The organism is Enterococcus casseliflavus (assembly GCF_029215545.1).
GTDB classification, from domain to species: domain Bacteria; phylum Bacillota; class Bacilli; order Lactobacillales; family Enterococcaceae; genus Enterococcus_D; species Enterococcus_D casseliflavus.
The window spans coordinates 2142680-2168997 of sequence record NZ_CP119393.1; the positions used below are offsets into that span (position 1 = coordinate 2142680).

Genomic DNA, 26318 nt, shown 5'->3' on the forward strand with positions numbered 1-26318 from the left:
GGATTTATCCAAAAACTTTCACTCGTTTCCTCAACTTAATGCGACATCTCTTTTGTTGAATAACCAATTTGTTAAAAGGTAGATTAAAACACTGTAAACAAGGATCCCGATCGCCATTTCCCAATAGCCCAATCCCGGATCAAGGGCAGTCATCTGCATGTCAGGACTATTTAATAAACTCGGTATTTGCTCTTTAATATTCATAAAATTAAATGGATTCCACTTCAGCCATGGGTATTTTTCTTGCGCAAAAAGCATGATCGAGTTGATGATGCTGCTTCCAAACAACATACCCAAGCCTAAGCCTACCGCCAAGCTTTGGGAGCGAATGACGGCTGAGATAAAGATGGTCAATGCAGTATAAAAGACAATCAATAGTAAGTTGGTTCCCGCAAAAACAAGGGCAACGAGAATCGCCGCTAGCCCGTTGTAGCCAGTAGCAGCAAAAGGTGATTCAGCTGCTAAAAATAAATTGGCGGCTGCTAAACTACTGATTAGTAAAACAGCGGTCCCTAACAGCGCAAATAAAAACGTGTTGATCGCTTTTGCTGCTAAGATTTGGCTTCTGGAAAAAGGCCGAATCAATAAGAACTTGATCGTTCCTCGACTAAACTCTTCCGCCACTGAAGAAGCTGCCACAATCACTACAAATAAGTTTAAGAACGACGTCATATCGCTTAAAGAAGCAAATAAATCATTGGCACCAATTTCTGGACTACCTAAGCGTACAACATATGTCAAGCCAAACGTCATTAAAACCAATAAAAGCAGCATGATCCAAGTAGAACGCTTTTTGGTTAATTTGATCCATTCATTTTTAATCAATGTCAGCATGCTTACAAACCTCCTTCTTCGGTCCAAGCCAAGAATGTATCTTCTAAAGAAGATTGCTTTGCCCGTAGTTCTTTTAAGCCGATACCCGCCGTCACGATCGCTGCAGCGATTTCAGAACGCTGATCTGTTTGCAACGTGACTTGCAATTCGTCTTCTACGTGCAAGACCTCGACGTCAAAGGAAGCTTTTAACAGTGCTTCTGTTTGCAAGTGATCATCGGTTTTGATGATCAACACATTTTTCTCTGCTTTCAACTCTGCCATTGCTACTTGATGAGTGACTTTTCCTTTTTGCACCACGATCAAATGATCGGCAATTTGTTCGATATCGCTTAATTGATGACTGGAAACTAAGACAGAAACTCCTTTTTCTCTCAAAGAAAGAATCATTTCTCGAAACTCCCGCATGCCTTTAGGATCCAGGCCATTCATCGGTTCATCTAAAACTAATAAGTCTGGTTGATGGACCAATGCCTGGGCAACACCTAAACGCTGACGCATCCCTAATGAATAGGTTTTGACTTTTTGATGGATATGTCCTTCTAAATGCACCTGACGGATCAGGGCTTCTAGCTCAGAGGCTGTGCCTTTTTTCTTCGCCATAGGCTGATACTGCATCAAATTCTCATAACCGGTCATATAATTATAAAACTCAGGATTCTCAACGATCGCTCCGACTGAGGCAATCGCTGTTTTAAAAGAAGAATCCAATAAATTTCCCATAATGGCAATCGATCCTGTGTTGTGCTTCATCAAGCCAACGATCATTCGGATGATCGTCGTCTTCCCAGCCCCATTGGGCCCTAATAAACCAACGACTTGTCCTTGGTCCACCACAAAGGAAACATCATCAATGATTCGTTTGGTCCCAATCAATTTGGAAACATTTTGCAGTGCTAATACTTCTGTCAAAGTTACCTCTTCTTCCTAACACCATTTCTGCAACGATTTTAAATAAAAAACGTTGTGATAATATGTATACCATGCCATCTCTGTAAAAAAAAGTCAAGAAGCGAAAAAGGAACATCGATGCTCCTGTTTTTGCTTCTTGACAACTTCGTTTATCACTGATGCTTTTCACGTTTGCCCTATTGCTGCTGGTCAAAAGCTTGGCAAAATTATAAGTTCTATTTGCTCGATCTTATAGCGGGGTCACTCCGTTTGGGTGAACGCCAGTTGGGCGAACGCTGCCTTGTTCTTGGCACTTCTGATCTGTTTGATCACTTGCTTGAGCTGTTTCCACTCCTTTGCGCTTGGGTGACCATTCCAATAAAAGAGGTAAGGCTGTTCTTCCTCAGAAAATTCCTGATGGATTGGATAATCGCTGATCACCAAATCTGGTTTTTGAGACAGCGAATAATGGGCCATCGCTCGATGCGTGGCATTCATCAAGCGGTTCTTGATCCAAAGCTCTTGCGTTTTTCCGTATTTCGAATGGATCGAGAACGTGACCGGCTGTTCATATTTGATAAAAATAACTCTCAGTAACATACAGTATTGGAAAATCAAGCGATCATTCATTTGCAGTAATCTACGCAACTCTGGTAAAGAAACAGTCGCTTCCAAAAAAAACCGTTTCATGGTTGGATAGAGTACTGGAAAAGCGGCTTGCAGCTCTTGCTCGTCGGTTGTTTTGCCAAAACTATCGCTTTTTTGTCGCGTACCAAAACAGCCAGAGGCGGAATGGATCATGACCAGATTAACCAGTAAATAGTTTTTTTCGGCTTCTGTAAACGTCAACTGAAAATACACGGCTAGTTTTTCAACGAGCTGTGCTTCTTGCTGGTACTTTGGCTGAGTCAGCCACGAGATGTTAGCAGCATCGAGATCCTCCTCAAGATAGGTGTTCATTACGCCAAACATATAATACAAGAAGCTGCGTTCAACCTCCGAAATTTCAGAAAACGGCAGATGATTCCTGTTAAACAATGGGTTCAAAAAGACCTGATCAAACTGATTTTTTTCAATTAATGGGTGCTCAAACGTCAGTACTTCGTTTGGTAAAAACGAAAGTGGATGCTTTTGATTGATTCTTTGCACGGAGATAGCGAATAGATGAAGAAATTTATCGATATCGATTTTTCTCATATAAGAAGCATGGGTTTCAAACAACGCTTCAGCCTGCTCTTTCTCCTTGATCGATGCCAAGACTTGTGAGTCCTTCTCATCAAAAATTTGCCAATAGGTAAGATGATAAAAATAGCGGATCGCATATTCAGCACCTGCTAAAGGATCACCTTTTTTTAAACTATAGGACAAATGATAATTCGCCAAAACATGATTTAACTCCTGCAATTTTCGTTGAATCGTGCGGGGACTGCTAAAGGTTTTGTGGCTGAGTTGTTCAAGGGAATGATAATCCCCCTGAAAGAGTGCATCCAGCAAGATAAACCCAACGGTACCCTGCAACAATACACTATAGGCTTGGCTCAATAGAAATCGTGGAGAAAAAGCAATCGACACTTCTTTTTCCAACCGAGCATAGGTCAAAGTAAACTGAGGATAGCGTGCACGAAACACCTCTACTTGCTGAACGATCGACTGCATTTTGTTGGTTTTCCTATCGAAAACACCTGAGAGCTCTTTAATTGTATAGTCTTTCTTGTTCGTTTCGTAACAATAACTTAGAAACGCATAAATTTGTTTTTCTGTCGTATCCAAAAGTGCCTGTAACATGAAATTTCCCTCGCTCGTATAATCAGCAAACGCTGTTTTTATCCTAAATTTGCCATCTTACAAAATTGTAAGCTGGCAGTGTTTGGTGATCGTACCACCGTGCGCTCTTTTCTGTCAAATCACTTTTAACAAATTTTCCTTTCGTTATCTGTATATTTTCATAAAAAAAGTCTGACGCCTCAAAAGGATCGTCAGACTTTTTGTTAAAAACGGTAAAACAAAACGTGATTGTGCTTTCTGGGGAAGAAAATTCCAATCGTGGGTTATAAATTCTCTCATTATCCTCAGCTTTTTTCTTTACTGTCTCTCATCAGAAAATAACTTTCGATTCAGCCAGAAAAGGAAGACAGTAAGGATAACTACGCCTAGACCAAAGAGTAAATAGCGAATACTCGTAATTTTGCTGCCGGTTTTCGGTAGTAAGGCTCCATTGACCTCCTTAGCACTGCTTGTCTCCGTACGTTGTTCCTGTTCCATTTTCACTGAAGACGATGCTTTAGCGAGTTGTTTGCCCACGGGATCATCGGAGGAAACACTTCGCTTGCTTGACTGACTTTGGTTAGGCGCTAATTTGTTTGGTTTCGTTTCTGAATCTGAAAGATCCTCAGATGCCGTTTCACTAACGGTCATTGTTCCTGTTGTTGCGGTGGTTTCTTGACTCCTAATTGTCTGACTCGATTCACTCTCACTAACTGGTTGGGTGTTGAAGTTTTCTGACTCACTTGCATTGTGACTACTTTCGATACTTTGAGAATCCTGACTTGTGTTTTCCGTAGTAGAAGTCCTTGGATCCGTCGATTGAGAGTCGCTAAATTTCGGTTCGATACTACTAAAGGAAGAGCCTGTCTCTTCAGACACCTTAGAGCTTGCGCTTATCTCAGAGTTCGTGCGCTCACTAGAGCTCGGGGGTGTTATTACCTGCCATTGACTAGGCTTCAAGTTTTCAGTAATCGTTGTTTCACCGTCATAAATCACAACTAAATCTACTTTATCCACACTTTTGATCTCATCGATGGCCATCTCAGCATAGATCCTTAAGTAGTTTTCAACACCTGAAAACCAATCGACATTTGTTAGATACGTTTCACCAATCACCTTTTCACTGTGTCCATTGCCATCCCAACCATAAGTTAAACGGATACAAACGTTTTGTGAAGTCAGCGTTTTGTTCGGACGTACCGGGATCGTAATGACTTTCAAGGCTTCATCATAGATCACTCGATTCGTTTGAACAGAAAACGATAAATTCCCTCCGGCTCGTTCTTTTGCTGAAGTATGATCGAAACCAAACACCAGCAGCAATAAGCCCGCTAACAGCAAAATCAACACAATTCCAACCAGTTTTCTCATTTCCTCACTTCCTAAATGAATATTTCAAGATAACTTGATAAGGAAATTATAATAAATTCTCAGAGAAAACATGCGCCGAAAAAAAAAGGAAAGACCCAATAAAATGGCATCTTCCCTTTAAATAAGTCTTTATTAATTATTCTTCCAAGTAAAAAAACTGCCTCCAAAATTTCAGTTTCTATCTACCTGATAAATTTACTCCAACTTAACTTCAATGCGCATCCTGCTAAAACCATTCCTATTGCAATCCATAAATGATTAGACGATTCATTCGTTTGAGGGAACTGCTGTTTTTCTGATTGATTATGCAAATTATTTGATTGGGATACCTGCATGTTCCCAGGGGTTGAACTTTGATGTGTAATCGCTCCATTATTACTAGAACTACTCCCGTTATTTGATTCTGAACTACTAATCATACTGCTTTCGCTACTTGGTTCCGTGCTGCTACTTGTGCTGCTTTCGCTACTTGGTTCCGTGCTGCTACTTGTGCTGCTCTCACTACTTGGTTCCGTGCTGCTACTAGTGCTGCTTTCACTACTTGGTTCCGTAGTACTACTAGTGCTGCTTTCGCTACTTGGTTCCGTGCTACTGCTGGTGCTGCTTTCACTACTTGGTTCCGTGCTGCTACTTGTGCTGCTTTCGCTACTTGGTTCCGTGCTGCTACTTGTACTACTTTCACTATTTGGTTCCGTGCTGCTACTTGTACTACTTTCGCTACTTGGTTCCGTGCTGCTGGACTCTCCTGGTTCACCGGTTCCGCCACCACCGCCACCATAGCGTGGCGTATAGCCAGTAATACTGCTTGTTCTTGGCACATCATTGACCAAAGCATCAAGGATGCCCCGATTGGTATATTGTTCCAATGAACCATCCGTTTCTGTTTTGTAGGTAATGTAGATCCGTTTCTCTGTATCCCGCAAAGGAATTTCAAAGGAGCCGTCACTATTTAAAACGATCGGTACTTGCTCGACATACGTTGGGTTGGAAACGCTGGGTCCATAGACCACTCGAGCACTCGTACTGACTAGTGTCTGATGAGGACCTAAAATGTCAATAAACGTTCCATCTTTGATCGTCACTTGGTCCGTGTCAAACGAGTTGATATACACTCGCCAATCAATGATCCGTTTGGGTTCTTGCGTACCTAAATACAGTCCTTGTTTGGTGAGTAAGGCACCCTCCCCTGAATCATCCACTGCTTGAATAAAAATAGGCACCGATTGCGTCCCATTTGCCGTTTCAAAGTTGATGTTGTTGATCTGGTTTTCTATCACGTCATCACTGAACTTTGTCCAAAAATAAAAGTCCCCATGTACATTGGTATTTTGTTCGACAAATTCCGTGAAAACAAAGGTCAGCTGATTGCCAACTTGGGTAACATTGACCACTAAGTTGTTATTTTCATCGTATAAAGCATACGTATTATTGACGCCTTCAATCTCAGCTGGCAAGGTGACGGTCGCTTTGTCACCTGCTTTTAAATCACCTAAGTCCTCCAAACTCCAGGTCATATCTATTTTAAAGGAATCATCCTTTTCAATACTTGTGATGACCTCGTTGTGGCTATTAACGATCGATACATTGGTGATCAGCTTGGCACCCACATCGGTTTCCCCATAAACAACCCGCATACCAGCAAAAACAGGAATCAACAGCAGCAAGACAGCAAATGCTTTTCCTAAACGTTTGATCATTGGTTTCCTCCCTTAAGTGATCGCTTAGCTAAACCCATCGGTCACAGCAATTACTGTACTCGACATGAATATTTTCATTAACAGTTGTCTTTTCGTTTCACGGTAAGAAAAATAGACTTCCAGTTGCCACATTCTTGCCGCGTATCCGCGACTGCCTAATAGAATCAGTGTTAACTAATTTTATCTGCTTTTCGGTGATTTACACAATTAAAACGCTTCATTGGTGAAAGAAAATAACAATGCAGCAAGCAAAAAACCAAATCCCAATCTGTGTTGATTGAAAGGGATTTGGCCAAAAAATAAATCACTCTGTCGGATCGGCGATTCGATCAATTTGCTGGAAGTACCGGTACTGACAAACAAAGTAAAAAACGATTTGGAAAATCAAAAAGAGACTAACGATCACGCCATAGTATTGCCAAACAGGCAATTCTACTAAAATACGCAAAGCGGTCATTGCCACCGCAAAATGGATCATTGCCACGACTGTTGGCAAGAAGTACATCACTTGCAGCTGGCGTCTCAGAACGTTGTGACGCTCCTTGGGCGACACACCTAAAATATGCAAGGAACGATGATACGCTCCATCTTTATCTAAATCTGCAAATAAACGGAAATAGATAATCGAAGCGGAGAAAATAAAGAAAACCGAACCTAGTAATACCGTGATCATTAAAATGATGCCATTTCCTTGACGATTTTCTTGGAAAACTTGGTATTTTGAGGTATAAAATATGCGGACGGGTATGTCTTTTGTTGCTTCGGTCCACTCTTCATCTGTATACTCACCTTTGGCCTCCAGCTCCTGACTAATTTCTTCATATTGCTGATCGATCAAGGCATTTTCTTTATCTAACTTTCCATTGAAATCAGATACCAATTCAGGTGTTTCAGCCCATTCTGGATAGTCAAACCAAATAAAACCAGATTCTATATCATCGTTAGATTCTTGTAAGAGAGCTTGCCATTCCTCAAAGGTCTTATCTGTCACAACTGACAATCCAAAGTAATCCAGAGAAAGCATTGAGGGGCTGTGGACAATCGTAATATCCTTTTTTATACCGGTTTCTGAACCCAATTCAAGTGGATAGATACTTGTGCGTTCGTTCTCAGGGACTTCTAGAAGCTGTTTTCGACGTGAATAATTAGCACTAAGTGTCATTATTTGATTATCTGCAACGGAATCAGCTTCCTCACCGATTTGTTTCATCATTTTCTGATAGTCGCTTTCTCGCATAATTGAAAAGCCATTCGTCGTATAAAATGAATCATTCATAACTGCAGATTCATCAAGATTCGCATAGGCCCATAGTAAGGAAACACTATCCGTTACAGGTGAGTACCCTTTTTCTTCTATGGCAGTTTTAATTTCATTCATTTTCCCCTCAGAATGATCGAGGTCTTCTGGCCCAGACCACGGAAACACATAGGCTACACTGATTCCTTGGATCGAAGAAAAAGAAGAACTGCCGATCGCCAGCATCACGGAAATCCCAACGAATGCCACGGAGGTACTAATAGCGATCAGACTATACATCGCCGCATTGTCTCGCATGCGAAAGATCCATTCGCTGATAGTCAGCATCCGAGTCCCTCGTAAGAAGGTCGGGCGTTTTTTTAATCGTTTCAACAGAAATACGCTGAACTGATGGAATGACAAAATCGTGCCTGCAACAGTCAACAAGACTCCTAGCATAAGTGGCAGCATTGAGTAGGTTTGGTAGCTAAAATAAAAGACCAATCCATAGCCAACTAGCAACAGCACAATTCCTGAAAATGCCAATGCCCAATGACTTTTTGGCTCAGGACGCGGTTTTTCATTTTCCTTGATCAAGGAGATGATCTGCTCTCCTTGCAAAGCCCGAGTACTGAAAAAGGAGATCAAGAGAAAAATAAAAACATAAATCCCAAAGGTCAATCCTAAACCTTCCATAGGAACCATAAATTTCAGTCCTTCTGTTAGATACATGACATTTTGCGCAATCAGCAGCAATAATTTCGTCAATAAAATCCCTAACCCAATACCGGTCACTGTGGCACAGGTTCCTAAAAGGGCATTTTCGACAAACAAAATCTTTCGCAGATCTTTTTCTTCGATCCCCAAAATCAAGTAGATTGCCAGATCACGTTTGCGTCGTTTTAAAAAGACCACAAATGTATACCATAAAAACAACAGCGACAGTAAAGCGATCACCACAAGTGCGACGGATAGACCGACCTTCGCCAATTCTGAAAGTGTACCGCTATTGGACAAATTTTCTTCCAATTGCGGATGAAAGAGCAAAAGACTAAAGATATAAAACACCATCGCCGCAAAGGCGCTACTGACGAAGTAGGCCGCATAGGTTCGAAAATTCCCCCGCAGATTACGAATGATCAACTGTCTGAAATTCATGACGGCGACCTCCTAAATGTGCTAGGACTTCAAGAATTTTTTGATAAAATTGCTGTTGATCAGCCCCGCGATAGACTTCGTTATACAGCTTTCCATCTTTGATGAAAACGACCCGATCAGAAAAGCTGGCAGAATAAGGATCATGGGTGACCATCATGGTGGTGACCTTAAGTTGCTTGTTCATCTGACTTAGTATTTCCATGACATCTCGTGCTGCCTTTGAATCAAGATTGCCCGTCGGTTCATCTGCTAAAAGCAATTCCGGTTGATGGATCAAAGCTCTAGCAATCGCAACTCTCTGCTGCTCTCCACCGGAAAGCTGATAGATGCGTTTGTCTTTTTTCTCATAGATCCCAAGCTCACGTAATAGCTGTTCCGAACGTTCTTTCATCTCAAGAACCGGCACCCGATCCAATGTCAGTGGTAAAATCACATTCTCAAGCACGCTCAATGGCGAAAGTAAATTGTAGTTTTGAAAAACAAAACCTAGTTGCCGACGACGAAACTCCGCGAGTTTTTGCTTAGATAATTCTAGGGGCTGCTCGCCCTTGATGATCACCGAACCTGAAGTCGGTTTATCCAATGTTGCCACCAAATTCAGCATGGTGGTCTTGCCACTGCCAGATGGACCCATAATGCTGATAAATTCTCCTTCTGGCACTTTGAGATCGATTTGCTGTAAAACCTCAACAGACACTTCCCCTGTATAGGTTTTCGATACATTTTTCAATTCTAGTAAAGCCATCATCTTCACTCCTTTGCTACCAGTTTAGCAGGCGGCACCGCAATCAGTTATCGATTTCATGATAGAAAGCTTACAAAATTGTAAGAAAGCCTTCACCTCCGAAATGTTAGGGTAACCGTCGTGCCTTGATTCTCCATAGAGGCAAGCGACACATCGATATCTAATTGCGTACTGATCGTTTCAACTAAATAAAGACCGATCCCAGTTGCCTCTCCTGTTTGCCGCCCATTCTGCCCTGTATAAAAGGGGCGAAAAACCCGCGGGAGATCCGCTGCTGCAATCCCGCATCCTTCATCTGCGATCGTCAAGCTTCTAGAAAACGGATCAATTTCAAAATAGACTTTGCTCTCTGCTGTTGAGTACTTAATGGCGTTGCTAATGAGTTGAAAGAGCAGAATACCTAGCCATTTTTTGTCTGTTGTCACCGTGATATCTGCTTCACTCATCAGCTTCGGATAGACTTCACTGCGAATGAAATTCCGCTTCTGGTCACCGATACTGTGTTTTAACAATTCCAACAGTGAGGCTGACTCGATAACGAAGTCCTCCGTGAAATCTTCCAAGCGCACAAAATTCAGCGCAGTCGCCAAGCCACTTTTTAAGCGATCTGTTTCAGCCAAAAGATCATAGCTATCGACTTCTTCACTTTCAGCCATTAGCGCCAACACTGAGACAGGTGTTTTCATTTGATGAACCCAGATATTCATGAAACGAATATGATTTTGATGGTGCTGATCTAATTCTGTCAGCCGCTCTTGCTCATGCTGCTCTTGTGCATCGAACTGCTTGCGCCATTGCCTGGAAAGGTAGCCATTGCTTCGGTGTGTCGCTCTTCCATGCTTGATATACTGATAAAACGCAGTATTGGAAAGGTAATCTGCCAAATAAACAAGAACAATGAATAGCCCGAATAGAAGCAGACCATAACCAATCACGAGGTTATTTCGATAGCCATCCAACCAAATCACTAAAACGAAAAATGAAATGGCTAGGAAGGTAACGAGTAGTTTAGGTAAATGAACACTTACATATGCTCTCATTCTTCTGTACCTACTACCGATAAGGCGTAACCCTTGCCGCGAATCGTTTGGATCGGATCATTGATGCCCATTGCCGCCAATTTTTTTCGCAAACGGCCGACATTGACAGAAAGCGTATTGTCATCAACGAAGCGCTCATCATCCCATAATAGATTTAAAATCCGTTCCCGTTTGACCATCTCTGGGTGTGCCGACATTAACAGGGTCAATAATTCTCCTTCTCGAACAGTCAGCCATTCACTGGCTTCACGATAGACCATCTTCAATGCTTCGGGATAGTAGATCAATTCGCCGGCTTTCAAACTTCTCGCCCGATCAGACTGTGAATAATCCCCGTAGACTCTGCGAATGTGGCTTTTTACTTTTGCCAGCAGCAAGTCATAAGAAAAAGGTTTGACTAGATAATCATCCGCACCATATTCTAGAGCCATCACTTGGTCCATATTGCCGTCACGGGCGGAGATGAAGAGAATTGGAACCAACGAACGTTCCCTGATTTTTTGGCACCAATAAAACCCATCATAATAAGGTAGATTGACATCCAACAAAACCAAATCAGGTTGGATCATCAAGAATTCATCTAAAACCGCAGCGAAATTTTCTGGAACAAAGGTTTGATAAGCATAGCGGGATAATTGATTTTCCATCATTTTGACTAACGATTTGTCATCTTCGACCACGAATATTTTCATAGGAACCCTCCTGTTTTCTCTAAAGTTTACCAAAACTGTGTGAAAAAAACTGCAAAATTCCAGCTTTTTTAAAAAAAGTGTACTTATTTATTGTAAGCAAAATTATTTTATAGTATACTACGTTTTGTGATTAAAACTTACTTAAAGTAAAGGTGGAAAAAAATGAAAAATATTTTAGTTGTTAAAGCCAATAATCGTCCTGATGGAGTATCTGCAAAAATGTTTGATACCTTCGTTGCAAATCTTGATACCAACAATGTGGACGTTGTAACCTTTGATGTGTACGCACAACCAATGCCTTATATCGGTCAAACGTTATTTGAAGCATTTGGCAAACTTTCACAAGAACAAGAATTAAACCAAGAAGAACAAGAATTGATGACTGTCCGTCAAGACGTGATGAACAAATTCGCAGCAGCGGATACCATCGTTTTCGCTTTCCCAATGTGGAACTTAACGATTCCTGCTGCCTTGCACACATTCATCGACTACATCTTCCAAGCTGGCTTTACTTTCTCTTATAACGAAGATGGTTCAATGAACCAATTATTGAAAGACAAAGAAATCGTTCTATTGAATGCCCGTGGTGGTGTTTACTCAGGCGAAATGAGCGCAATGGAAAACGCTGTAACCTTTATGGAAAAAGTTTTCGGTGGTATGTTCGGCATGAACATCACAGAAGAAGTAATCATTGAAGGCCACAATGCAGATCCTTCTAAAACAGCAGAAATCATTGCTGAAGGTTTAGAACGCGTAGCAGCTGCTGCGAAAAAATTCTAATCATTGCTATTGATCAACTCCTCAACAAAGCGCTATTGCTTGTTGAGGAGTTTTTTTATCCAAAAACGTAGCTCGTCCATGGATCGATAAAATAAAGAAGCCCCTTAGAACACAGCGGTCTAAGGGGACTCTTTTTATTTTGATGCTTTCCAATCAACAGGCAACAGCTCTTCTAGCGTCATGATTTTTCCTGCTGCGATCATGACCTGCGTGTTATGGTTGGCAGGATCCAGCTGGCTGATAAATTCACGGCAACGACCACAAGGTGGGATCGGCTCACCTGACGAATTGATTGCAACCATCTGTAACACCCGCTGCTGACCATCGGTGATCATTTGCGCAGCCGCAGCCTGTTCGGCGCAAAAACCCATAGAACAGCTGGTATCGATACAAATCCCTGTATAAATCTGTCCATCTGCAGTAGCCAGAGCTGCCGCAACACTCCCTGCTTCTGCAAATTGAGAGAGCTGTCTGAATCCCAGTTTTTGTTTCGCGGCATCGATCAGCAACTGAAAGTCCATTTTTCTTCCTCCAATAATAAGCTGGCTCATGGTTAAATGAACCGTTTAAGCACCCGCCATAATTTTCGTCAATAGCTCAGGATCAAAGGTCTTTTCCCGCAGCATCGCGATTTCATAGCCATAAGGGGCTTTTTTATTCTTTTTGTCTTCGCCAACATAGGGTGTTTCCAAAATTTTCGGTAACGCTGATAATTGCTCATGATGAACGATCTTATTCAAGGCTTCAAAGCCGATCGTGCCAAAACCAATATTCGCATGTCGGTCTTTGTGGCTGCCCTGTGGATTTTTTGAATCATTGACATGGATGACCTTCAAGCGATCCAACCCGATGATTTTGTCAAACTCGTTTAACACGCCGTCAAAGTCTTCTTTGACATTGTAGCCAGCATCATTCGTGTGACAAGTATCTAGTGTAACGGATAATTTTTCATTTAAGGTGACACCATCGATAATTGCTGCCAATTCTTCAAAGCTGCGACCAATCTCGGTGCCTTTACCTGCCATTGTTTCTAATGCGATCTGAGCAGTTTGATTTTTTTCAAGGACCTCGTTTAAACCTTTAATGATCTGCTTGATCCCAGCTTCTGGTCCTGCACCAACATGGGCACCGGGGTGCAATGTGATTTGAGTTGCACCTAAAGCTTGGGCTCGTTGGATTTCTTCTTGTAAGAACGAAACAGCAAAGCCAAAGTTTTCTGGTTTGATGGTATTGCCTAAATTAATGATGTAAGGGGCATGGACGACGATATTCGAAATTCCTTTTTCCGTCATAAAATCTTGTCCAGCTGCGATCTGCATTTCTTCGATCGGTTTGCGCCGCGTGTTTTGCGGAGCTCCGGTATAGATCATAAACGTAGTAGCTTGATAGCTAGCTGCCTCTTCTGCTGCTCCTAAAAGCATTTTTTTGCCGCTCATTGAAACGTGTGAACCAATCAACATTTTTCTTTTCCTCCTAAATCTAGTCTTCTCTATTATCGATAAAAGCGCCTTGTAAAGCGATTATTTTGCTCATTGCCGTATTTTTTTATCAAGCGAGTCCAAATAACATCAGAACACCCGTCATTAGCGGCATACTTATCAAAAAGCTAATGGAAGAAACGAACCCCACCGCTTCTTCCTCCATTCCAGCAATCACGGAATTAATGACACCGAATAAAGGAATTGGAGCAAACACTAACAAACAAAGAACTGGCTTTAATAAAACTGGGATTGGTAAAACATAGAAAGCTGCGAACAGCACGAATGCCAGTCCGTACCGCAAGCTTAAAATTTTGATCACGGTTTGGGTGGTGTGCTTCGGTAAGCGGAAATCCAAAAATAAGCCAATCATAAACATGGACAAAAACGTATTTGCGATCCCGATTGGTTGGACAAGCGCCAATGCCGCTTCGGGAATCCTCCAATCCGCACTGCGGATAATCAGCATCACTAGATAAATAGTAAACGTTGGCGAACGCAGGAGATTCAAAAAGATTTTCCCTGGTTCAAACGTCGTCCGCTTTCCAATCAAGAATTCGATGAAAATCGTCGTTCCCCCTGCCAACATGATACTGTTCCCCATATCAAACAGCGAAATCAGCGGAATCCCTAAAGGATAAAAGCTTTGGGCAAAAGGAATCGCAAAATTGCCGATATTAAAGCCTGACCCGCAGTACATAGCAAACTGCTGCAGCGTGTTCGATTCTTTTTTGGTCAAGAAAAATGCGAAGAGGATCTGAACGATCGTAATGATCAACGCGATCACAATCAAACTAAGCGCACTGACTTGTACTTGCATTGAAGCTAAATTCAAAATGATTGCTGCCGGTAACGTCACATTCAAAATAATTTTGGATAAGATCGAGCCATCCGCTTTTGAAAGGACATTTAGCCGCTTAAGAAAATACCCTAAGAAGATCATGGCAAATAAACCGGCGGCATTCAACACTATATTTCCCATTCCAACAAAAACCCTTCCTCTACAAAAATTTGAAAAAAGCGAACCAACAAGGCGGTTCGCTTTTTGCGATTAAAATGTTAATAAGAAATATTTTTTCTTGCCACGACGAATCACGACGTATTTTCCACCGATCCGATCACTTGCTTGGAGCTCGTACGTTAGGTCTTGGACGCGTTCCCCATTGATGTAGATGGCACCATTTTGAACGTCTTCTCTTGCTTGACGTTTTGATGGTTCGATTTTAGCAGTCGTCAACACTTCAACGATGTTCAAAGAATCATCTGCTGTTACCTGATGGCTTGGCACCCCTTTGAAGCCTTGTTCGATCTCTTCAGCGTTCAATTCTTTGATATTGCCACTGAATAAACTTGCTGAGATGCGTACGGCTTGTTCATAAGCCTCTGCCCCATGAACCAAAGTAGTGACTTCTTTTGCCAAAGCTTTTTGTGCTGCTCGAGATTCTGGTGCAGCGTTAAATTCTGCTTCGATCGCAGCGATTTCTTCTAATGATAAGAAGGTGAAATATTTCAAGAATTTGACTGCATCACGATCATCCGTATTGATCCAGAATTGGTAGAACTCGTAAGGCGTCGTTTTCTTGGCATCTAGCCAAACCGCATTGCCTTCTGTTTTCCCAAATTTCGTTCCATCTGCTTTTGTGATCAATGGCATAGTCAAACCGAACCCTTGGACTTCACGCTCACGACGTAATAATTCGATCCCAGAGGTGATATTCCCCCATTGATCGCTACCGCCTAATTGCAACAAGCAACCGTGGTTGTCGTAAAGATTCAAAAAGTCATAGGCTTGTAATAGCTGGTATGCAAATTCCGTGTAGGAGATCCCAGTTTCGATCCGACGTTTGACACTTTCTTTGCTCATCATGTAATTGATGGTAAAGTTTTTCCCAGTGTCGCGCAAGAAATCAATCAGTTTCAATTCCCCTAGCCACTCATAGTTATTGGCAATGATGGCAGGATTTTCTTGGTCATCAAAATCAATGAAGCGAGATAATTGGCTCTTGATACTTTGTGACCATTCTAGAACGGTATCTAGTGTGTTTAATTGACGTTCTTGATCTTTAAAGGATGGGTCACCGATCATTCCGGTACCACCGCCTACTAATGCGATCGGCACATGTCCGTTTTGTTGGAAACGACGCAACATCAAAATAGGCAATAAATGACCAATATGCAGGCTATCTGCGGTAGGATCAAAGCCGATATATAGTTTCACAGACTCTTCATTTAATTGTTTGGTCAAGGCTGCTTCGTCTGTGGTCTGATGAACTAATCCGCGTTGCTTTAGCTCTTCAAAAAAGTCTGTACTCATTCTTTCTCCTCCTAATAATTGCTTCATTGTTCATCTTAACTGAAAAAGAGGTCAATGAAAAGTCTTTCTCTCAAAGTCCTTTACCAAAAAAGAAACTTTTAGGTAAATCCGTTCATTTTCCTTTATTATCGCTGGTTCAATACAAACACCAACTGGCATTTTCTCGCACACTTCTTTCGATAACAGATAGGGTGCTACCCAAGCGCCTTGTTTTTTGCTATAATTACACGGAATCTATTCTAATTTATTGAGGTGACTCTTTTTGTCCCAGAAAACGAAAAATCAAAAGAATACAGAAAACAAAAATAGAGGCTGGTTCTATTTCAACATCAGTCTTAGGGTTTTACATGCCTTGTTCTTAGTTGCTATTTCTTTGCTGGTTCTAGGCGGTTCTTTAGCCTTAGGGATCGGTGCCGGCTACTTTGCTTTTCTTGTGGAAGATACCGCAGCTCCTTCTAAAGATGAGTTACAAAAAGAATTGACCGACATCACAGAGACTTCTCAACTCGCATACGCTGATGGCAGCAAAATCGCAACGATTCGCTCGGATCTAATGCGAACGTCGGTTAATTCCGATCAAATTTCAGATTATTTGAAAAAAGCGATCATCGCAACAGAGGACGAATATTTTAATATTCATAATGGGGTCGTACCAAAAGCAGTCGTGCGGGCATTATTATCAGAAGCGACAGGCTTTGGCGGCAGCGGGGGTTCCACTTTGACCCAGCAGCTGGTAAAACAACAAATCCTTTCCAGTGAAACGACCTTCAAACGCAAAGCCAATGAGATTTTATTAGCCATGGAAGTGGAGAAATTTTTCGATAAAGATGAGATCGTCACCATGTATCTAAACATCTCCCCTTTCGGTCGGAACAATAAAGGGCAAAATATCGCAGGTGTGCAAGAAGCGGCGCAAGGAATTTTTGGCGTCAACGCAGCTGACCTATCTTTACCACAAGCAGCCTTTATTGCGGGTCTGCCACAAAGCCCGATCGTCTACAGCCCATATACAAATACGGGTGAGATCAAGGAAAACTTGACCGCTGGCTTAGAACGGAAAGACTTCGTGCTCTTCAGTATGTATCGTAACCACGATATTACGAAAGAGGAATACGAAGAGGCGCTTAATTATGACTTGAAGCAAGACTTCAAAAAACAAGAAGCCATTGAACAAACGGATCAAAGTTTCCTTTATTACACTGTGTTAAATGAAGCAAAAGACATTATTGCCAAACAGCTGGCAGATGAAGATGATGTCAGTGACGAAGAATATGCCAAAGATGAAACCTATCAAAAATACTTCGAATTGGCGCAGCAAAAACTTGTTAATGGCGGCTATACCGTCACATCAACGATCGATAAAGATATTTATAATGCGATGCAAGATGCCGTCGACAAATACGGCTATATGCTAGACAACTGGGGTGACTCCACCATCGAAGTCGGCAATGTCATGATGGACAACGCCACTGGGAAAGTACTAGGCTTTATTGGCGGTCGTAACTATGCTGACAATCAATTCAACCATGCCTTTGATGCCAAACGCCAAGCAGGTTCAAGTATCAAACCCATGCTGGTTTACGGACCGGCGATCGAAAGTGGCTTAATGGGCTCTGAATCGATGGTTTCTGACTATGCCGCAAAATGGCGGACAGGAGAAAACGCCGGTGAGCCGATCGTCAATGCCACAAACCGTGGAACCAATACCTTCATGTCGATTCGTGAATCATTGGAGGTTTCCAGTAATATCGCAGCGACAAATATTTTCCAAGATCTTTGGGAAAAAGAAGGCGATCATTTTTATGCCTACACAAATTATTTAAGCAAAATGGGCTATCCCGAAGATAATAGCTGGGCGTATGAATCAGCGCCATTAGGGGTTACCGATGTCACAGTCTTGAATCAAACGAATGGCTTCCAAACATTTGCCAATAATGGTGTTTATCAGCAAGGCTACATCATCGAATCAATCAAAGACAATGAAGGCGAAGTGCTTTACCAGCATGAAGCCAAACCTGTCCAAGTCTTTTCAGAAGCGACGGCTTCCATCATGACCGACATGATGCGTAGTGTCATCGATGAGCAAAAAACCAGTTCCTTTAAATCGGTTATCAGCGGATTGGATTGGAACCTCGGAAATGCCGATTGGGTCGGAAAAACTGGTTCCACCAACAACTGGTCGGACTCTTGGCTAGTCGTCTCCACCCCATCGATCACCATCAGCAGCTGGTCAGGTCGAGATGACAATAAAGGGACCGATAGCGCTGCAGGAACTCGGACAGCCAACTATATGGCTTACTTGATCAATCGTATTTATCAAACAAACCAAGAAGTCTTTGGTGTGAATCAGAAGTTTGAACTTTCTAGTGATGTCAAAAAAGCTCAAGTTTCCAAGTTTACTGGTACCCAACCAGGAGGAACCGTGCGAGTCGATAATCGAACCTATACCAATCCAAGCAGTACCGTTACTTCGTATTGGGCCACTGGTGGACCTGATACGGTCGATTTCAAATTTGGGCTCGGTGGTTCAGATGCAAACTATGCTGACTATTGGAAAAAAGCATCTTCTAGCCGTTCAACCAATCGTTCGTCGAATACATCATCGAATAACGGATCCAACAATGTTACACCTACGGCAAATGATGAGGATGACGATGAGGAACAGCAAGACAATAATCAACAAAATACTAACAATGATGATGACTGATCAGCCTTGTGCTGATCAGTTTTTTTATGCAAAAAAAAAGTGTGAGGAGAAAATCCATAGATTTTCTCCTCACACGAACGATCGTTGAAGCAAAAAGTGGAACAACAAGGCGTTGTTCCACTTATCGTTTGATCAAATCGTTGCTTATTTCGTAGAGCTTTTTTCTGAAATACCGTAAGGCAAGACGATCGTTTTTTGTTCTACATCTTCTTTGTTCATCATTTTTGTCAATAGACGCATCGCAACGGCACCCATATCATACAATGGTTGCGTCACACTTGATAAGCGTGGACGAGCTGCTTCAGCCAATAATGAATTGTTGCTGGTGATGATCTCGAAATCTTCAGGAACTTTAACACCTTTGTCTAACAAACCATCTAAGACGCCGATGGCTAACTCATCGTCTGTGACATAAGCTGCTGTTGCACCACTGTTGATGATGCGATCAACTAAGGCTAAGCCTTCTTTAAAGCTGTATGGTGATTCGAAGATCAACCCTTCAGAATAGTCAAGGTTGTTTTCTTTCAAGGCTTCTTTATAGCCTTTCAAGCGGTTTTGGCCATTGATTGGATCGATCAAAGCACCGCTGACAAAAGCGATTTTTTGATTGTTTTTCGCCAATAATGAAACAGCATCTTTGGCAGCTGCTGTGTAATCGATATTGACGCTTCCTACTTGTTCATCAGGATCGATCGAACCAGCTAAAACGACTGGTGTTTTTGAGCGAGAGAATTCTCCGCGAATTTCATCCGTGATGCGATGACCCATGAAGATAACGCCGTCCACTTGTTTTGCTAACAAGTTGTTCAAAACGTTGACTTCTTTCATTGTATCGCCATCAGAGTTGGCTAAGATGATATTGTATTTATACATGGTCGCTACATCATCGATCCCACGAGCAAGTGATGAGAAGAACATATTGCTGACATCAGGAATGATGACACCAACAGTCGTGGTCTTTTTACTTGCCAACCCTCGAGCAACTGCGTTTGGACGATAATCCAAGCGGTCGATCACTTCCAGCACTTTCTTACGAGTTGCTGGTTTTACATTTGGATTTCCGTTGACTACCCGTGAAACAGTTGCCATCGATACATTCGCTTCCCGTGCAACATCATAAATCGTAATTGTTTGTTTTTCCATGATATATCTCCCTTATTCTATTTTCAGAAAATCTTATTTACATTTCTTTGTTAGGATAGCAAATTTTTTCCGTATTTGCAACCGTTTTAATTTTGTTTTCATGAAAACTTAGCAATTTCCTACTTTCCCCGCCCCTATTCTCTTCTAAAGCATGATAAAATAGAAAAAGAATACTTGAAAGAAGGTTTTTTCAAATGAATGATAAAAAAATCAATGAGTTAAATGGCTGGTTGAAAACCAATGGCGCAGATGTTGCCTATATTTCTAATCCAGCAACAATCGCTTATTTTTCAGGTTTTAAAAGTGAACCTCATGAACGGGTCCTTGCTTTGTTTGTCGCACCTGGAAAAGATCCCTTTCTTTTCACACCAGCTCTGGAAGTAGAAGAAGCAAAAAATAGTGGCTGGCCCTTTGACATTATCGGTTATCTCGATAGCGAAGACCCTTGGGCGAAAATCTGTCAGGAACTGACCTCTCGTTACCAAGTTTCTTCCTTGGCACTAGAAAAAAATGACCTTTCCGTCGAGCGCTATGAAGCATTGAAACGGTTTTTGCCACAGACCGATTTTTCTTTAGATGTGACTCCGGTCATTCAAAAAATGCAGTTAACCAAAACGGCTGCTGAAATTGACACCTTGCTAGAAGCTGGCAACTGGGCAGATGTTGCTTTTGAGATTGGGTTTGCTGCCATCAAAGAAGGCGTCAGCGAAATGGCAATCGTGGCGGAAATTGAGTACGAGTTGAAAAAGCGTGGGGTTTCCCATATGTCCTTCGATACGACGGTGTTAGCTGGTGCCAATGCAGCAAGTCCTCATGGCGTACCTGGTGACCGCAAAGTTACTGCCAATGAACTTGTCTTGTTTGACCTAGGGGTCGTTTGGAAGGGATATTGCAGTGATGCAACCAGAACGGTCGCCTATAAAGAACCGACTGCATTACAAAGAAAAATTTATGACATCGTTCTTGAAGCAGAATTAGCAGCGCAAGCTGCGGTCAAACCTGGGATCACTGCTGGAGAATTAGACAAGATCGCTCGTGATGTGATTACTGGCTATGGCTACGGCGATTACTTTAACCATCGTCTAGGTCACGGCATCGGGACCACGGTTCATGAGTTCCCCTCTTTGATCACTGGCAATGATTTAGTGATCGAAGAAGGCATGTGCTTCTCTATCGAACCGGGCATTTATTTACCAGATCAGGTCGGTGTCCGCATTGAAGACTGTGTGTATGTCACAGCAGATGGCTGTGTACCTTTTACCAAAACAGCAAAAGAATTATTGATCTTATCTTGATTTTCCTAATGAAACGGCGCAACATGTTGGCATTACATGAAAAGGAGTGTTCTTATGAGTAAAAAAGTGTTGGTTTTAGGCGGCACACGTTTTTTCGGTAAATATTTGGTCCAATCACTAATTGATCAAGGATTGGACGTGACGATCGCTACCCGAGGGAACACGAAAGATTCCTTTGGCGATCAAGTCAACAGAATCATCTTCGATCGTACGGACGAAGAAAGTATCAAAACGGCATTGACAAAAGAAACCTATGAGGTCATTTACGACAATATTGCTTATACTTCTAACGACATTGAGATTCTACTGCGTCATGTCACACCCAAGCGCTACATCGTTACTAGCTCAATGTCTGCGTATCATGAATTACACTTCGATTTGATTGAAGCGGATTTTGACCCTGCTAAAGAACCCTTCAGACTGGTCAGCTCTGAGGAGGTCGATTATGCACAAGGCAAGCGAACCGTGGAAGAGATCCTGACCCAAAAATACAGTCAGATCCCGTCCGTTTTTGTCCGCTTTCCTTATGTGATCGGTGCAGATGATTACACAAAACGTTTTACCTTTTACATTGACCATCTGATAAAGCAAAAGCCAATGGCTGTCGATAATCTAACGCATCAAATGGGCTTTGTGGATGCCCAAGAAGCTGGTAAATTTTTAGCGTTTCTAGGCACTAGCTCGTTCACAGGCCCCATCAATGGTGCGTCAAAAGGTACAGTTTCCTTAGAAGAAGTGCTGCAATACGTAACGAAAAAAACCGGTCTTTCCCCGCTCTTTTCAGAAACAGGCGATCAAGGCCCTTATAATGGTACACCTGCTTATTCGATCAATGTTGGTCTCGCTGAGGAAATTGGCTTTCCATTCAGTCACCTGCAGGATTGGCTCTATCAACTTTGCGATTGGGAAATCACCCAAGCATCAAACGAATAACTACCAAAATCACAAAAAACGTTCGCCGATTTAACTGGCGAACGTTTTTATCTTTTGAAGTAATCAAATTTTGGTATCCTTACTTATGCTTCAGGATTGTTTTTTTCTAATGTATCTTTTAATTCTTCTTTCGCATCTTCTAAGTCAGCTTTGGCATCTTTTGTTTCTGCTTTCGCTGTTTTTTTGGCATCATCTGCTGCTTTTCCAGCTTCTTTTTTCAAATCAGCTGCGGCTGCTTGACCGTCTTTTTTGGCTTCTTCAACTACAGGTTTTGCTTCTTGTGCTCCTTCTTTGACGGTTTGTTTCATATCCGCTGCAGAAGATTTTGCATCAATGATGATATCTTGCATCGTGTCATCAGCGTCTACTTTGGCATCTTTCGCTGATTCTTTGACCTCGTTCGCTGATTTTTTGAAGCGTTCTGATAGATCACCTGCTTGTTTCTTTAACTCTTCAACGGTTTCTTCTGATGAACCAGCTGCTGTTTCTTTTAAGTCATCGACTTTCGCTGTTAAAGAACCGGTGAAGTCAGATGCTTGCTCGCTTAGTTTTGCCGCTTTATCTTTAGCGATATCGACAAGATCCGTACTTCTTTCTTTGGCTAAATCACCATAATCAGATGCTTTATCTAATAAATCGTCTGCTTGTTTTGCTAATTTATTTCTTAATGTTTTACCAGATTCTGGCGCCAACAAAAGTGCTGCTGCTGCTGCCGCTGTTCCTCCGATGATTGCTCCTAATAAAAATCCGCCTTTTTTACTCATTGAAAGTCCTCCTTTTATTTTTGGTTATTTTTGTCTTTGAAAAATTTCATGGCTGTTTGACCGACTTTTCCAGCTACCGTTGCTTTGGCAGTGGTCCGGCCAAGACTACCCACGCGCGTAATTAAATTTTTTCCAGAAACATTTAGTTCTGAAACACTGGTACTTAGATCTGCAACTGCTGTGAACAAAGGATCGATGGTTGCGACTTTTCCGTTCACATCTTGTAAAAGCTCATTCGTTTTTACCAATAGACCTTCAACCTCTTTTGAGAGAATATCAACGTCTTTGGTAATGACACGGATGGTTGTGTTTGCTTCTTCGACCGTTTTGTCTACTTTGGTCATTGTCTTGCTGACTTGCATCAACAAACGAACGACGAAAATGACCAATACGACAAATGCAATCGCAGCAATCAATGCAGCTAGTTCTCCTCCTGACATAGAATGGCTCCTTTCCCCATTTACTTATATTAAGAATAGCATTTCACTGCACTTTCTACAAATAAAAGACTGCATTTTTAAGAAAATTATCCGCTTTCAACGAGAAATAATAAAAAAACAAAGCAATTTCATCAGAAATCGCCTTGTTTAGGAGTTTTTGTTATTTTTTTGACGCTTTCGGTGCTTCTTTGACTTCTTTTTGAGCCGGAGCTAGTTCTTTTCCTAACTCGATCAAATACTCTTTCAAGCTGTCTTTGACTTCAGGGTGCACTAGACCATACTCGATACTTGTTTTTAAGAAACCGAATTTGTCTCCAACATCGTAACGCTTGCCGGTAAATTGATGAGCAAACACGCGTTGGGTTTTATTTAATGTGTCGATGGCATCCGTCAATTGGATCTCGCCACCAGCACCTGGTTCTTGATTGGCTAAAATATCAAAAATTTCAGGGGTCAGCAAGTAGCGGCCAATAATTGCTAAATCACTTGGCGCATTTTCTGGCGCTGGTTTTTCAACAAAGTTTTTGACATTGAACAAGCCTTTTTCAACTTCCATACCAGGATCAATGATCCCGTATTTTGATGTATCTTCATGAGGAACATCCATGACAGCGATCGTTGATGCATGCGTTTTTTCATAATTATCGATCAGCTGTTTGGTCAACGGTACTTGATCTTCCATCAAGTCATCACCTAGCATAACTACGAACGGTTCATTTCCGACAAATGCCCGAGCCTGTAATACGGCATGGCCTAATCCTTTCGGATGAGATTGGCGAATGAAGTGAAGATTTACGTCAGTTGTTTCTTCCACTAATTTCAAAAGCTCCGTTTTGCCTTTTTCTTTTAGATTCATCTCTAATTCTAAATTGGCATCGAAATGGTCTTCGATCGGACGCTTTGCTTTCCCTGTGACGATCAAAATATCTTCGATCCCTGATTGTAAAGCTTCTTCCACGATAAACTGGATCGTTGGTTTGTCAACGATCGGCAACATTTCTTTTGCCATTGCCTTTGTAGCTGGTAAAAATCGGGTACCTAGACCAGCTGCTGGGATAACTGCTTTTTTAACATTCATGTGACTCGCTCCTTTAATCATAATGATTGATCTACCGAAAATTCGTTTTCTTCTTTGCCGTCTCGCAGCATAATATCTTTCGCTGCTTGCTTGATGTCTTTGCCTTCATACAAGACCGAATAAATCGTTTCTGTGATTGGCATTTCCACCGACAAAGCTTCTGCTAATTCGCGGGCAGCTTTTGTGGTTGAAACTCCTTCAACGATCATCCCCATATTGTCTAATACTTCATCTAAGCTATGGCCTTTTCCTAATAGGTTTCCTGCACGCCAATTCCGTGAATGGACACTGGTACAAGTGACGATCAAATCGCCAACCCCACTCAATCCGATAAAGGTTAAAGGATTGGCACCCATTGCCACACCAAGACGACTGATTTCTGCTAACCCACGGGTCATGATCGCTGCCTTCGCATCATCCCCAAAGCCAAGTCCTGCGATAGCACCGGCACCAATGGCGATGATGTTTTTCAAAGCGGCGCCAGTTTCGACACCGATCACATCGTTATTCGTGTAGATTCTAAAGTAATCATTCATAAATAGCTCTTGTACATACTTAGCAGCCGCTTCATTTTCTGAAGCTGCCGTAATCGTGGTGATATCATGGACAGCGACTTCTTCCGCATGAGATGGTCCTGACAAGACAACGATTTCTTGCCGTTTATCAGCTGGGATCTCTTCGGCAAGTACTTCTGAGATTCGTTTATGACTGCCTTGTTCTAACCCTTTTGAGGCATGGATAATGACTGGCTTGCCAGTTGTTTTCTTAGTGAATTCTTGTGCCACGGCACGAATCGCTTTGGTTGGTACGACAAACAAAACGGCATCGGCATCTTGGATCGCCTCTTCTAAATCTTTACAGCCTAAGATATTTTCAGGTAATTTTAAATCTGGCAAATAATGCCGATTCGTATGATACGTATTGATTTCATCGATTTGGGCGGGATTGTTCCCCCAAATAGTCACTTCATGTCCATTTTCAGACAAGACTTGTGCCAAAGCAGTCCCCCATGATCCGGGACCTAAGACGGCGATTTTCTGTTTCACTATGGAAACCTCCTCTATCCTTTTCGCAAATTCATGCACTTCATCATTTTACCATAATTTCGATAAAATAACTGTTTAGATAATCGCTTGGTTCTTACCAAAGCTGCGGTTGTAATCCTTTAACGCTTGTTTTTTCCTGCGCCAGATCATTAAAGCGATCGCTCCGAAGAACAATAAAGCGGAAAGTGCCTGTGACACACGGATTCCACCAAATAAGTATAAACTATCGGTACGCATTCCTTCAATAAAGAAGCGCCCGAATCCATACCAAATCAAGTAGCTCAAGAAGACTTCGCCTTCTTTTAATAACCCAGTTTTCTTACGCAAGAAGATCAAAACGATAAATCCAATCACGTTCCAAACCGATTCATAAAGAAAGGTCGGCTGCCGATACGCTTCATCAATATACATATTATCGATAATAAATTTCGGTATATACAAACTTTCTAAGAAGGAGCGGCTGACTTCAGCGCCAAATGCTTCATGGTTCATAAAGTTGCCCCAACGCCCGATGCCTTGTGCCAATAAGACACTTGGTGCGGCGATGTCTAAGAAGGTCCAGGGAGAAATAAAATTTCGTTGGCAGAAAAAGTATAGCCAGATCCCCCCGGCGATCAGTGCGCCGTAGATCGCGATCCCACCAGAGCGAATATTGAAAATTTGACTTGGGTCATCAATGTAGTATTGCAAGTCAAACAGAATATAATAAAGCCGCGCACCAATGATCGCTACTGGCAATCCAATCAACATAAAATCAGTCACATCATCTGGCTTGAGCCCGACACGAACCGCCTCTCTCGTGCTTAACCACATAGCAATGATCACGCCTGATACGATAATGATCGCATACCAATAAATCGGCAAACCAAATAGTTCAAATGCGACTCGATTTACTAAACCTAACATCTATCT

At 42.0% G+C, this 26318-nt stretch carries 23 protein-coding genes; 4 read left to right on the forward strand and 19 right to left on the reverse strand.

What is annotated here, in order from left to right; all coding sequences use genetic code 11:
• Positions 1 to 30: 30 nt before the first annotated feature.
• The 9 genes from P0G38_RS10430 to P0G38_RS10470 form a co-directional block, all read right to left on the reverse strand.
• Positions 31 to 834 (reverse strand): ABC transporter permease, encoded by an 804-nt coding sequence (locus tag P0G38_RS10430; RefSeq protein ID WP_275850700.1) that lies wholly within the window; start codon positions 832 to 834, stop codon positions 31 to 33.
• A 2-nt stretch (positions 835 to 836) separates the two neighbouring features.
• Positions 837 to 1745, reverse strand: a complete 909-nt coding sequence (locus P0G38_RS10435; RefSeq protein WP_275850704.1) for an ABC transporter ATP-binding protein — start codon at positions 1743 to 1745, stop codon at positions 837 to 839.
• Positions 1746 to 1985: 240 nt separating this feature from the next.
• Positions 1986 to 3509: a helix-turn-helix domain-containing protein gene (locus P0G38_RS10440; RefSeq protein ID WP_275850707.1), complete on the reverse strand. Its 1524-nt coding sequence runs from the start codon at positions 3507 to 3509 to the stop codon at positions 1986 to 1988.
• Between the two features lie 297 nt (positions 3510 to 3806).
• Positions 3807 to 4859, reverse strand: coding sequence for an adhesin (locus P0G38_RS10445; RefSeq protein WP_275850711.1), 1053 nt, complete (start codon positions 4857 to 4859; stop codon positions 3807 to 3809).
• A 182-nt stretch (positions 4860 to 5041) separates the two neighbouring features.
• Entirely contained in the window at positions 5042 to 6556 is a 1515-nt protein-coding gene (locus P0G38_RS10450; protein ID WP_275850714.1) for an Ig-like domain-containing protein, read from the reverse strand.
• Positions 6557 to 6860: 304 nt separating this feature from the next.
• Positions 6861 to 8951, reverse strand: coding sequence for an ABC transporter permease (locus tag P0G38_RS10455; protein ID WP_275850717.1), 2091 nt, complete (start codon positions 8949 to 8951; stop codon positions 6861 to 6863).
• A complete protein-coding gene (locus P0G38_RS10460; protein WP_008378452.1) occupies positions 8923 to 9699 on the reverse strand; it encodes an ABC transporter ATP-binding protein in 777 nt (258 codons plus the stop codon). Before P0G38_RS10460 ends, P0G38_RS10455 begins: the two co-directional genes overlap by 29 nt.
• A gap of 89 nt (positions 9700 to 9788) precedes the next feature.
• Complete coding sequence (locus tag P0G38_RS10465) at positions 9789 to 10736, reverse strand: sensor histidine kinase (protein ID WP_275850721.1); 948 nt, start codon at positions 10734 to 10736, stop codon at positions 9789 to 9791.
• Positions 10733 to 11428 carry a response regulator transcription factor gene (locus P0G38_RS10470; protein ID WP_081116544.1) on the reverse strand — a complete coding sequence of 232 codons (696 nt, stop codon included), beginning with the start codon at positions 11426 to 11428 and terminating at the stop codon, positions 10733 to 10735. Before P0G38_RS10470 ends, P0G38_RS10465 begins: the two co-directional genes overlap by 4 nt.
• A 162-nt stretch (positions 11429 to 11590) precedes the next feature.
• Between P0G38_RS10470 and P0G38_RS10475 the strand changes: the two genes are divergently transcribed.
• On the forward strand, positions 11591 to 12208 hold the full coding sequence (locus P0G38_RS10475; protein ID WP_275850724.1) for an FMN-dependent NADH-azoreductase: 618 nt from the start codon (positions 11591 to 11593) through the stop codon (positions 12206 to 12208).
• 134 nt (positions 12209 to 12342) lie between these two features.
• Here P0G38_RS10475 and P0G38_RS10480 read toward each other — a convergent pair whose 3' ends face one another.
• The 4 genes from P0G38_RS10480 to tyrS all read right to left on the reverse strand — a co-directional run bounded on the left by P0G38_RS10480 (position 12343) and on the right by tyrS (position 16000).
• Positions 12343 to 12729: a cytidine deaminase family protein gene (locus P0G38_RS10480; RefSeq protein WP_275850727.1), complete on the reverse strand. Its 387-nt coding sequence runs from the start codon at positions 12727 to 12729 to the stop codon at positions 12343 to 12345.
• 45 nt (positions 12730 to 12774) lie between these two features.
• A complete protein-coding gene (locus P0G38_RS10485) occupies positions 12775 to 13668 on the reverse strand; it encodes a deoxyribonuclease IV (RefSeq protein ID WP_005225802.1) in 894 nt (297 codons plus the stop codon).
• A gap of 88 nt (positions 13669 to 13756) precedes the next feature.
• Positions 13757 to 14668 (reverse strand): AEC family transporter, encoded by a 912-nt coding sequence (locus tag P0G38_RS10490; protein WP_005225801.1) that lies wholly within the window; start codon positions 14666 to 14668, stop codon positions 13757 to 13759.
• Between the two features lie 69 nt (positions 14669 to 14737).
• Positions 14738 to 16000 (reverse strand): tyrosine--tRNA ligase, encoded by a 1263-nt coding sequence (gene tyrS / locus P0G38_RS10495; RefSeq protein WP_010748012.1) that lies wholly within the window; start codon positions 15998 to 16000, stop codon positions 14738 to 14740.
• Positions 16001 to 16262: 262 nt separating this feature from the next.
• Between tyrS and P0G38_RS10500 the strand changes: the two genes are divergently transcribed.
• Positions 16263 to 18707, forward strand: coding sequence for a transglycosylase domain-containing protein (locus tag P0G38_RS10500; protein ID WP_086295100.1), 2445 nt, complete (start codon positions 16263 to 16265; stop codon positions 18705 to 18707).
• Between the two features lie 144 nt (positions 18708 to 18851).
• Here the strand turns inward: P0G38_RS10500 and ccpA are convergent, their stop codons facing one another.
• Positions 18852 to 19850 (reverse strand): catabolite control protein A, encoded by a 999-nt coding sequence (gene ccpA / locus P0G38_RS10505; protein WP_008378470.1) that lies wholly within the window; start codon positions 19848 to 19850, stop codon positions 18852 to 18854.
• 194 nt (positions 19851 to 20044) lie between these two features.
• Between ccpA and P0G38_RS10510 the strand changes: the two genes are divergently transcribed.
• A complete protein-coding gene (locus P0G38_RS10510; protein ID WP_005225797.1) occupies positions 20045 to 21145 on the forward strand; it encodes a M24 family metallopeptidase in 1101 nt (366 codons plus the stop codon).
• A gap of 54 nt (positions 21146 to 21199) precedes the next feature.
• The gene (locus tag P0G38_RS10515) at positions 21200 to 22078 is read left to right on the forward strand and encodes an NAD-dependent epimerase/dehydratase family protein (RefSeq protein WP_086295096.1); all 879 of its coding nucleotides are present in this window, start codon (positions 21200 to 21202) and stop codon (positions 22076 to 22078) included.
• Between the two features lie 83 nt (positions 22079 to 22161).
• Here the strand turns inward: P0G38_RS10515 and P0G38_RS10520 are convergent, their stop codons facing one another.
• From P0G38_RS10520 to lgt, 5 genes are all read right to left on the reverse strand, one after another.
• Positions 22162 to 22842 (reverse strand): YtxH domain-containing protein, encoded by a 681-nt coding sequence (locus tag P0G38_RS10520; protein WP_086295094.1) that lies wholly within the window; start codon positions 22840 to 22842, stop codon positions 22162 to 22164.
• A 14-nt stretch (positions 22843 to 22856) separates the two neighbouring features.
• The gene (locus P0G38_RS10525; RefSeq protein ID WP_005235398.1) at positions 22857 to 23282 is read right to left on the reverse strand and encodes a DUF948 domain-containing protein; all 426 of its coding nucleotides are present in this window, start codon (positions 23280 to 23282) and stop codon (positions 22857 to 22859) included.
• A 160-nt stretch (positions 23283 to 23442) separates the two neighbouring features.
• The gene (gene galU / locus P0G38_RS10530; RefSeq protein WP_005225793.1) at positions 23443 to 24360 is read right to left on the reverse strand and encodes a UTP--glucose-1-phosphate uridylyltransferase GalU; all 918 of its coding nucleotides are present in this window, start codon (positions 24358 to 24360) and stop codon (positions 23443 to 23445) included.
• A 17-nt stretch (positions 24361 to 24377) separates the two neighbouring features.
• Positions 24378 to 25406: an NAD(P)H-dependent glycerol-3-phosphate dehydrogenase gene (locus P0G38_RS10535; RefSeq protein WP_086295092.1), complete on the reverse strand. Its 1029-nt coding sequence runs from the start codon at positions 25404 to 25406 to the stop codon at positions 24378 to 24380.
• Positions 25407 to 25481: 75 nt separating this feature from the next.
• Positions 25482 to 26312: a prolipoprotein diacylglyceryl transferase gene (lgt, locus tag P0G38_RS10540; RefSeq protein WP_010748008.1), complete on the reverse strand. Its 831-nt coding sequence runs from the start codon at positions 26310 to 26312 to the stop codon at positions 25482 to 25484.
• Between the last annotated feature and the right edge of the window lie 6 nt (positions 26313 to 26318).

What these genes read in the sequence shown, in the direction of transcription:
- P0G38_RS10430 (WP_275850700.1), bottom strand. Translation starts at nt 834, where the DNA reads ATGCTGACATTGATTAAAAATGAATGGATCAAATTAACCAAAAAGCGT.
- P0G38_RS10440 (WP_275850707.1), bottom strand. Translation starts at nt 3,509, where the DNA reads ATGTTACAGGCACTTTTGGATACGACAGAAAAACAAATTTATGCGTTT.
- P0G38_RS10445 (WP_275850711.1), bottom strand. Translation starts at nt 4,859, where the DNA reads ATGAGAAAACTGGTTGGAATTGTGTTGATTTTGCTGTTAGCGGGCTTA.
- P0G38_RS10450 (WP_275850714.1), bottom strand. Translation starts at nt 6,556, where the DNA reads ATGATCAAACGTTTAGGAAAAGCATTTGCTGTCTTGCTGCTGTTGATT.
- P0G38_RS10455 (WP_275850717.1), bottom strand. Translation starts at nt 8,951, where the DNA reads ATGAATTTCAGACAGTTGATCATTCGTAATCTGCGGGGGAATTTTCGA.
- P0G38_RS10460 (WP_008378452.1), bottom strand. Translation starts at nt 9,699, where the DNA reads ATGATGGCTTTACTAGAATTGAAAAATGTATCGAAAACCTATACAGGG.
- P0G38_RS10465 (WP_275850721.1), bottom strand. Translation starts at nt 10,736, where the DNA reads ATGAGAGCATATGTAAGTGTTCATTTACCTAAACTACTCGTTACCTTC.
- P0G38_RS10470 (WP_081116544.1), bottom strand. Translation starts at nt 11,428, where the DNA reads ATGAAAATATTCGTGGTCGAAGATGACAAATCGTTAGTCAAAATGATG.
- P0G38_RS10475 (WP_275850724.1), top strand. Translation starts at nt 11,591, where the DNA reads ATGAAAAATATTTTAGTTGTTAAAGCCAATAATCGTCCTGATGGAGTA.
- P0G38_RS10480 (WP_275850727.1), bottom strand. Translation starts at nt 12,729, where the DNA reads ATGGACTTTCAGTTGCTGATCGATGCCGCGAAACAAAAACTGGGATTC.
- P0G38_RS10485 (WP_005225802.1), bottom strand. Translation starts at nt 13,668, where the DNA reads ATGTTGATTGGTTCACACGTTTCAATGAGCGGCAAAAAAATGCTTTTA.
- P0G38_RS10490 (WP_005225801.1), bottom strand. Translation starts at nt 14,668, where the DNA reads ATGGGAAATATAGTGTTGAATGCCGCCGGTTTATTTGCCATGATCTTC.
- tyrS (WP_010748012.1), bottom strand. Translation starts at nt 16,000, where the DNA reads ATGAGTACAGACTTTTTTGAAGAGCTAAAGCAACGCGGATTAGTTCAT.
- ccpA (WP_008378470.1), bottom strand. Translation starts at nt 19,850, where the DNA reads ATGGAAAAACAAACAATTACGATTTATGATGTTGCACGGGAAGCGAAT.
- P0G38_RS10510 (WP_005225797.1), top strand. Translation starts at nt 20,045, where the DNA reads ATGAATGATAAAAAAATCAATGAGTTAAATGGCTGGTTGAAAACCAAT.
- P0G38_RS10515 (WP_086295096.1), top strand. Translation starts at nt 21,200, where the DNA reads ATGAGTAAAAAAGTGTTGGTTTTAGGCGGCACACGTTTTTTCGGTAAA.
- P0G38_RS10520 (WP_086295094.1), bottom strand. Translation starts at nt 22,842, where the DNA reads ATGAGTAAAAAAGGCGGATTTTTATTAGGAGCAATCATCGGAGGAACA.
- P0G38_RS10525 (WP_005235398.1), bottom strand. Translation starts at nt 23,282, where the DNA reads ATGTCAGGAGGAGAACTAGCTGCATTGATTGCTGCGATTGCATTTGTC.
- galU (WP_005225793.1), bottom strand. Translation starts at nt 24,360, where the DNA reads ATGAATGTTAAAAAAGCAGTTATCCCAGCAGCTGGTCTAGGTACCCGA.
- lgt (WP_010748008.1), bottom strand. Translation starts at nt 26,312, where the DNA reads ATGTTAGGTTTAGTAAATCGAGTCGCATTTGAACTATTTGGTTTGCCG.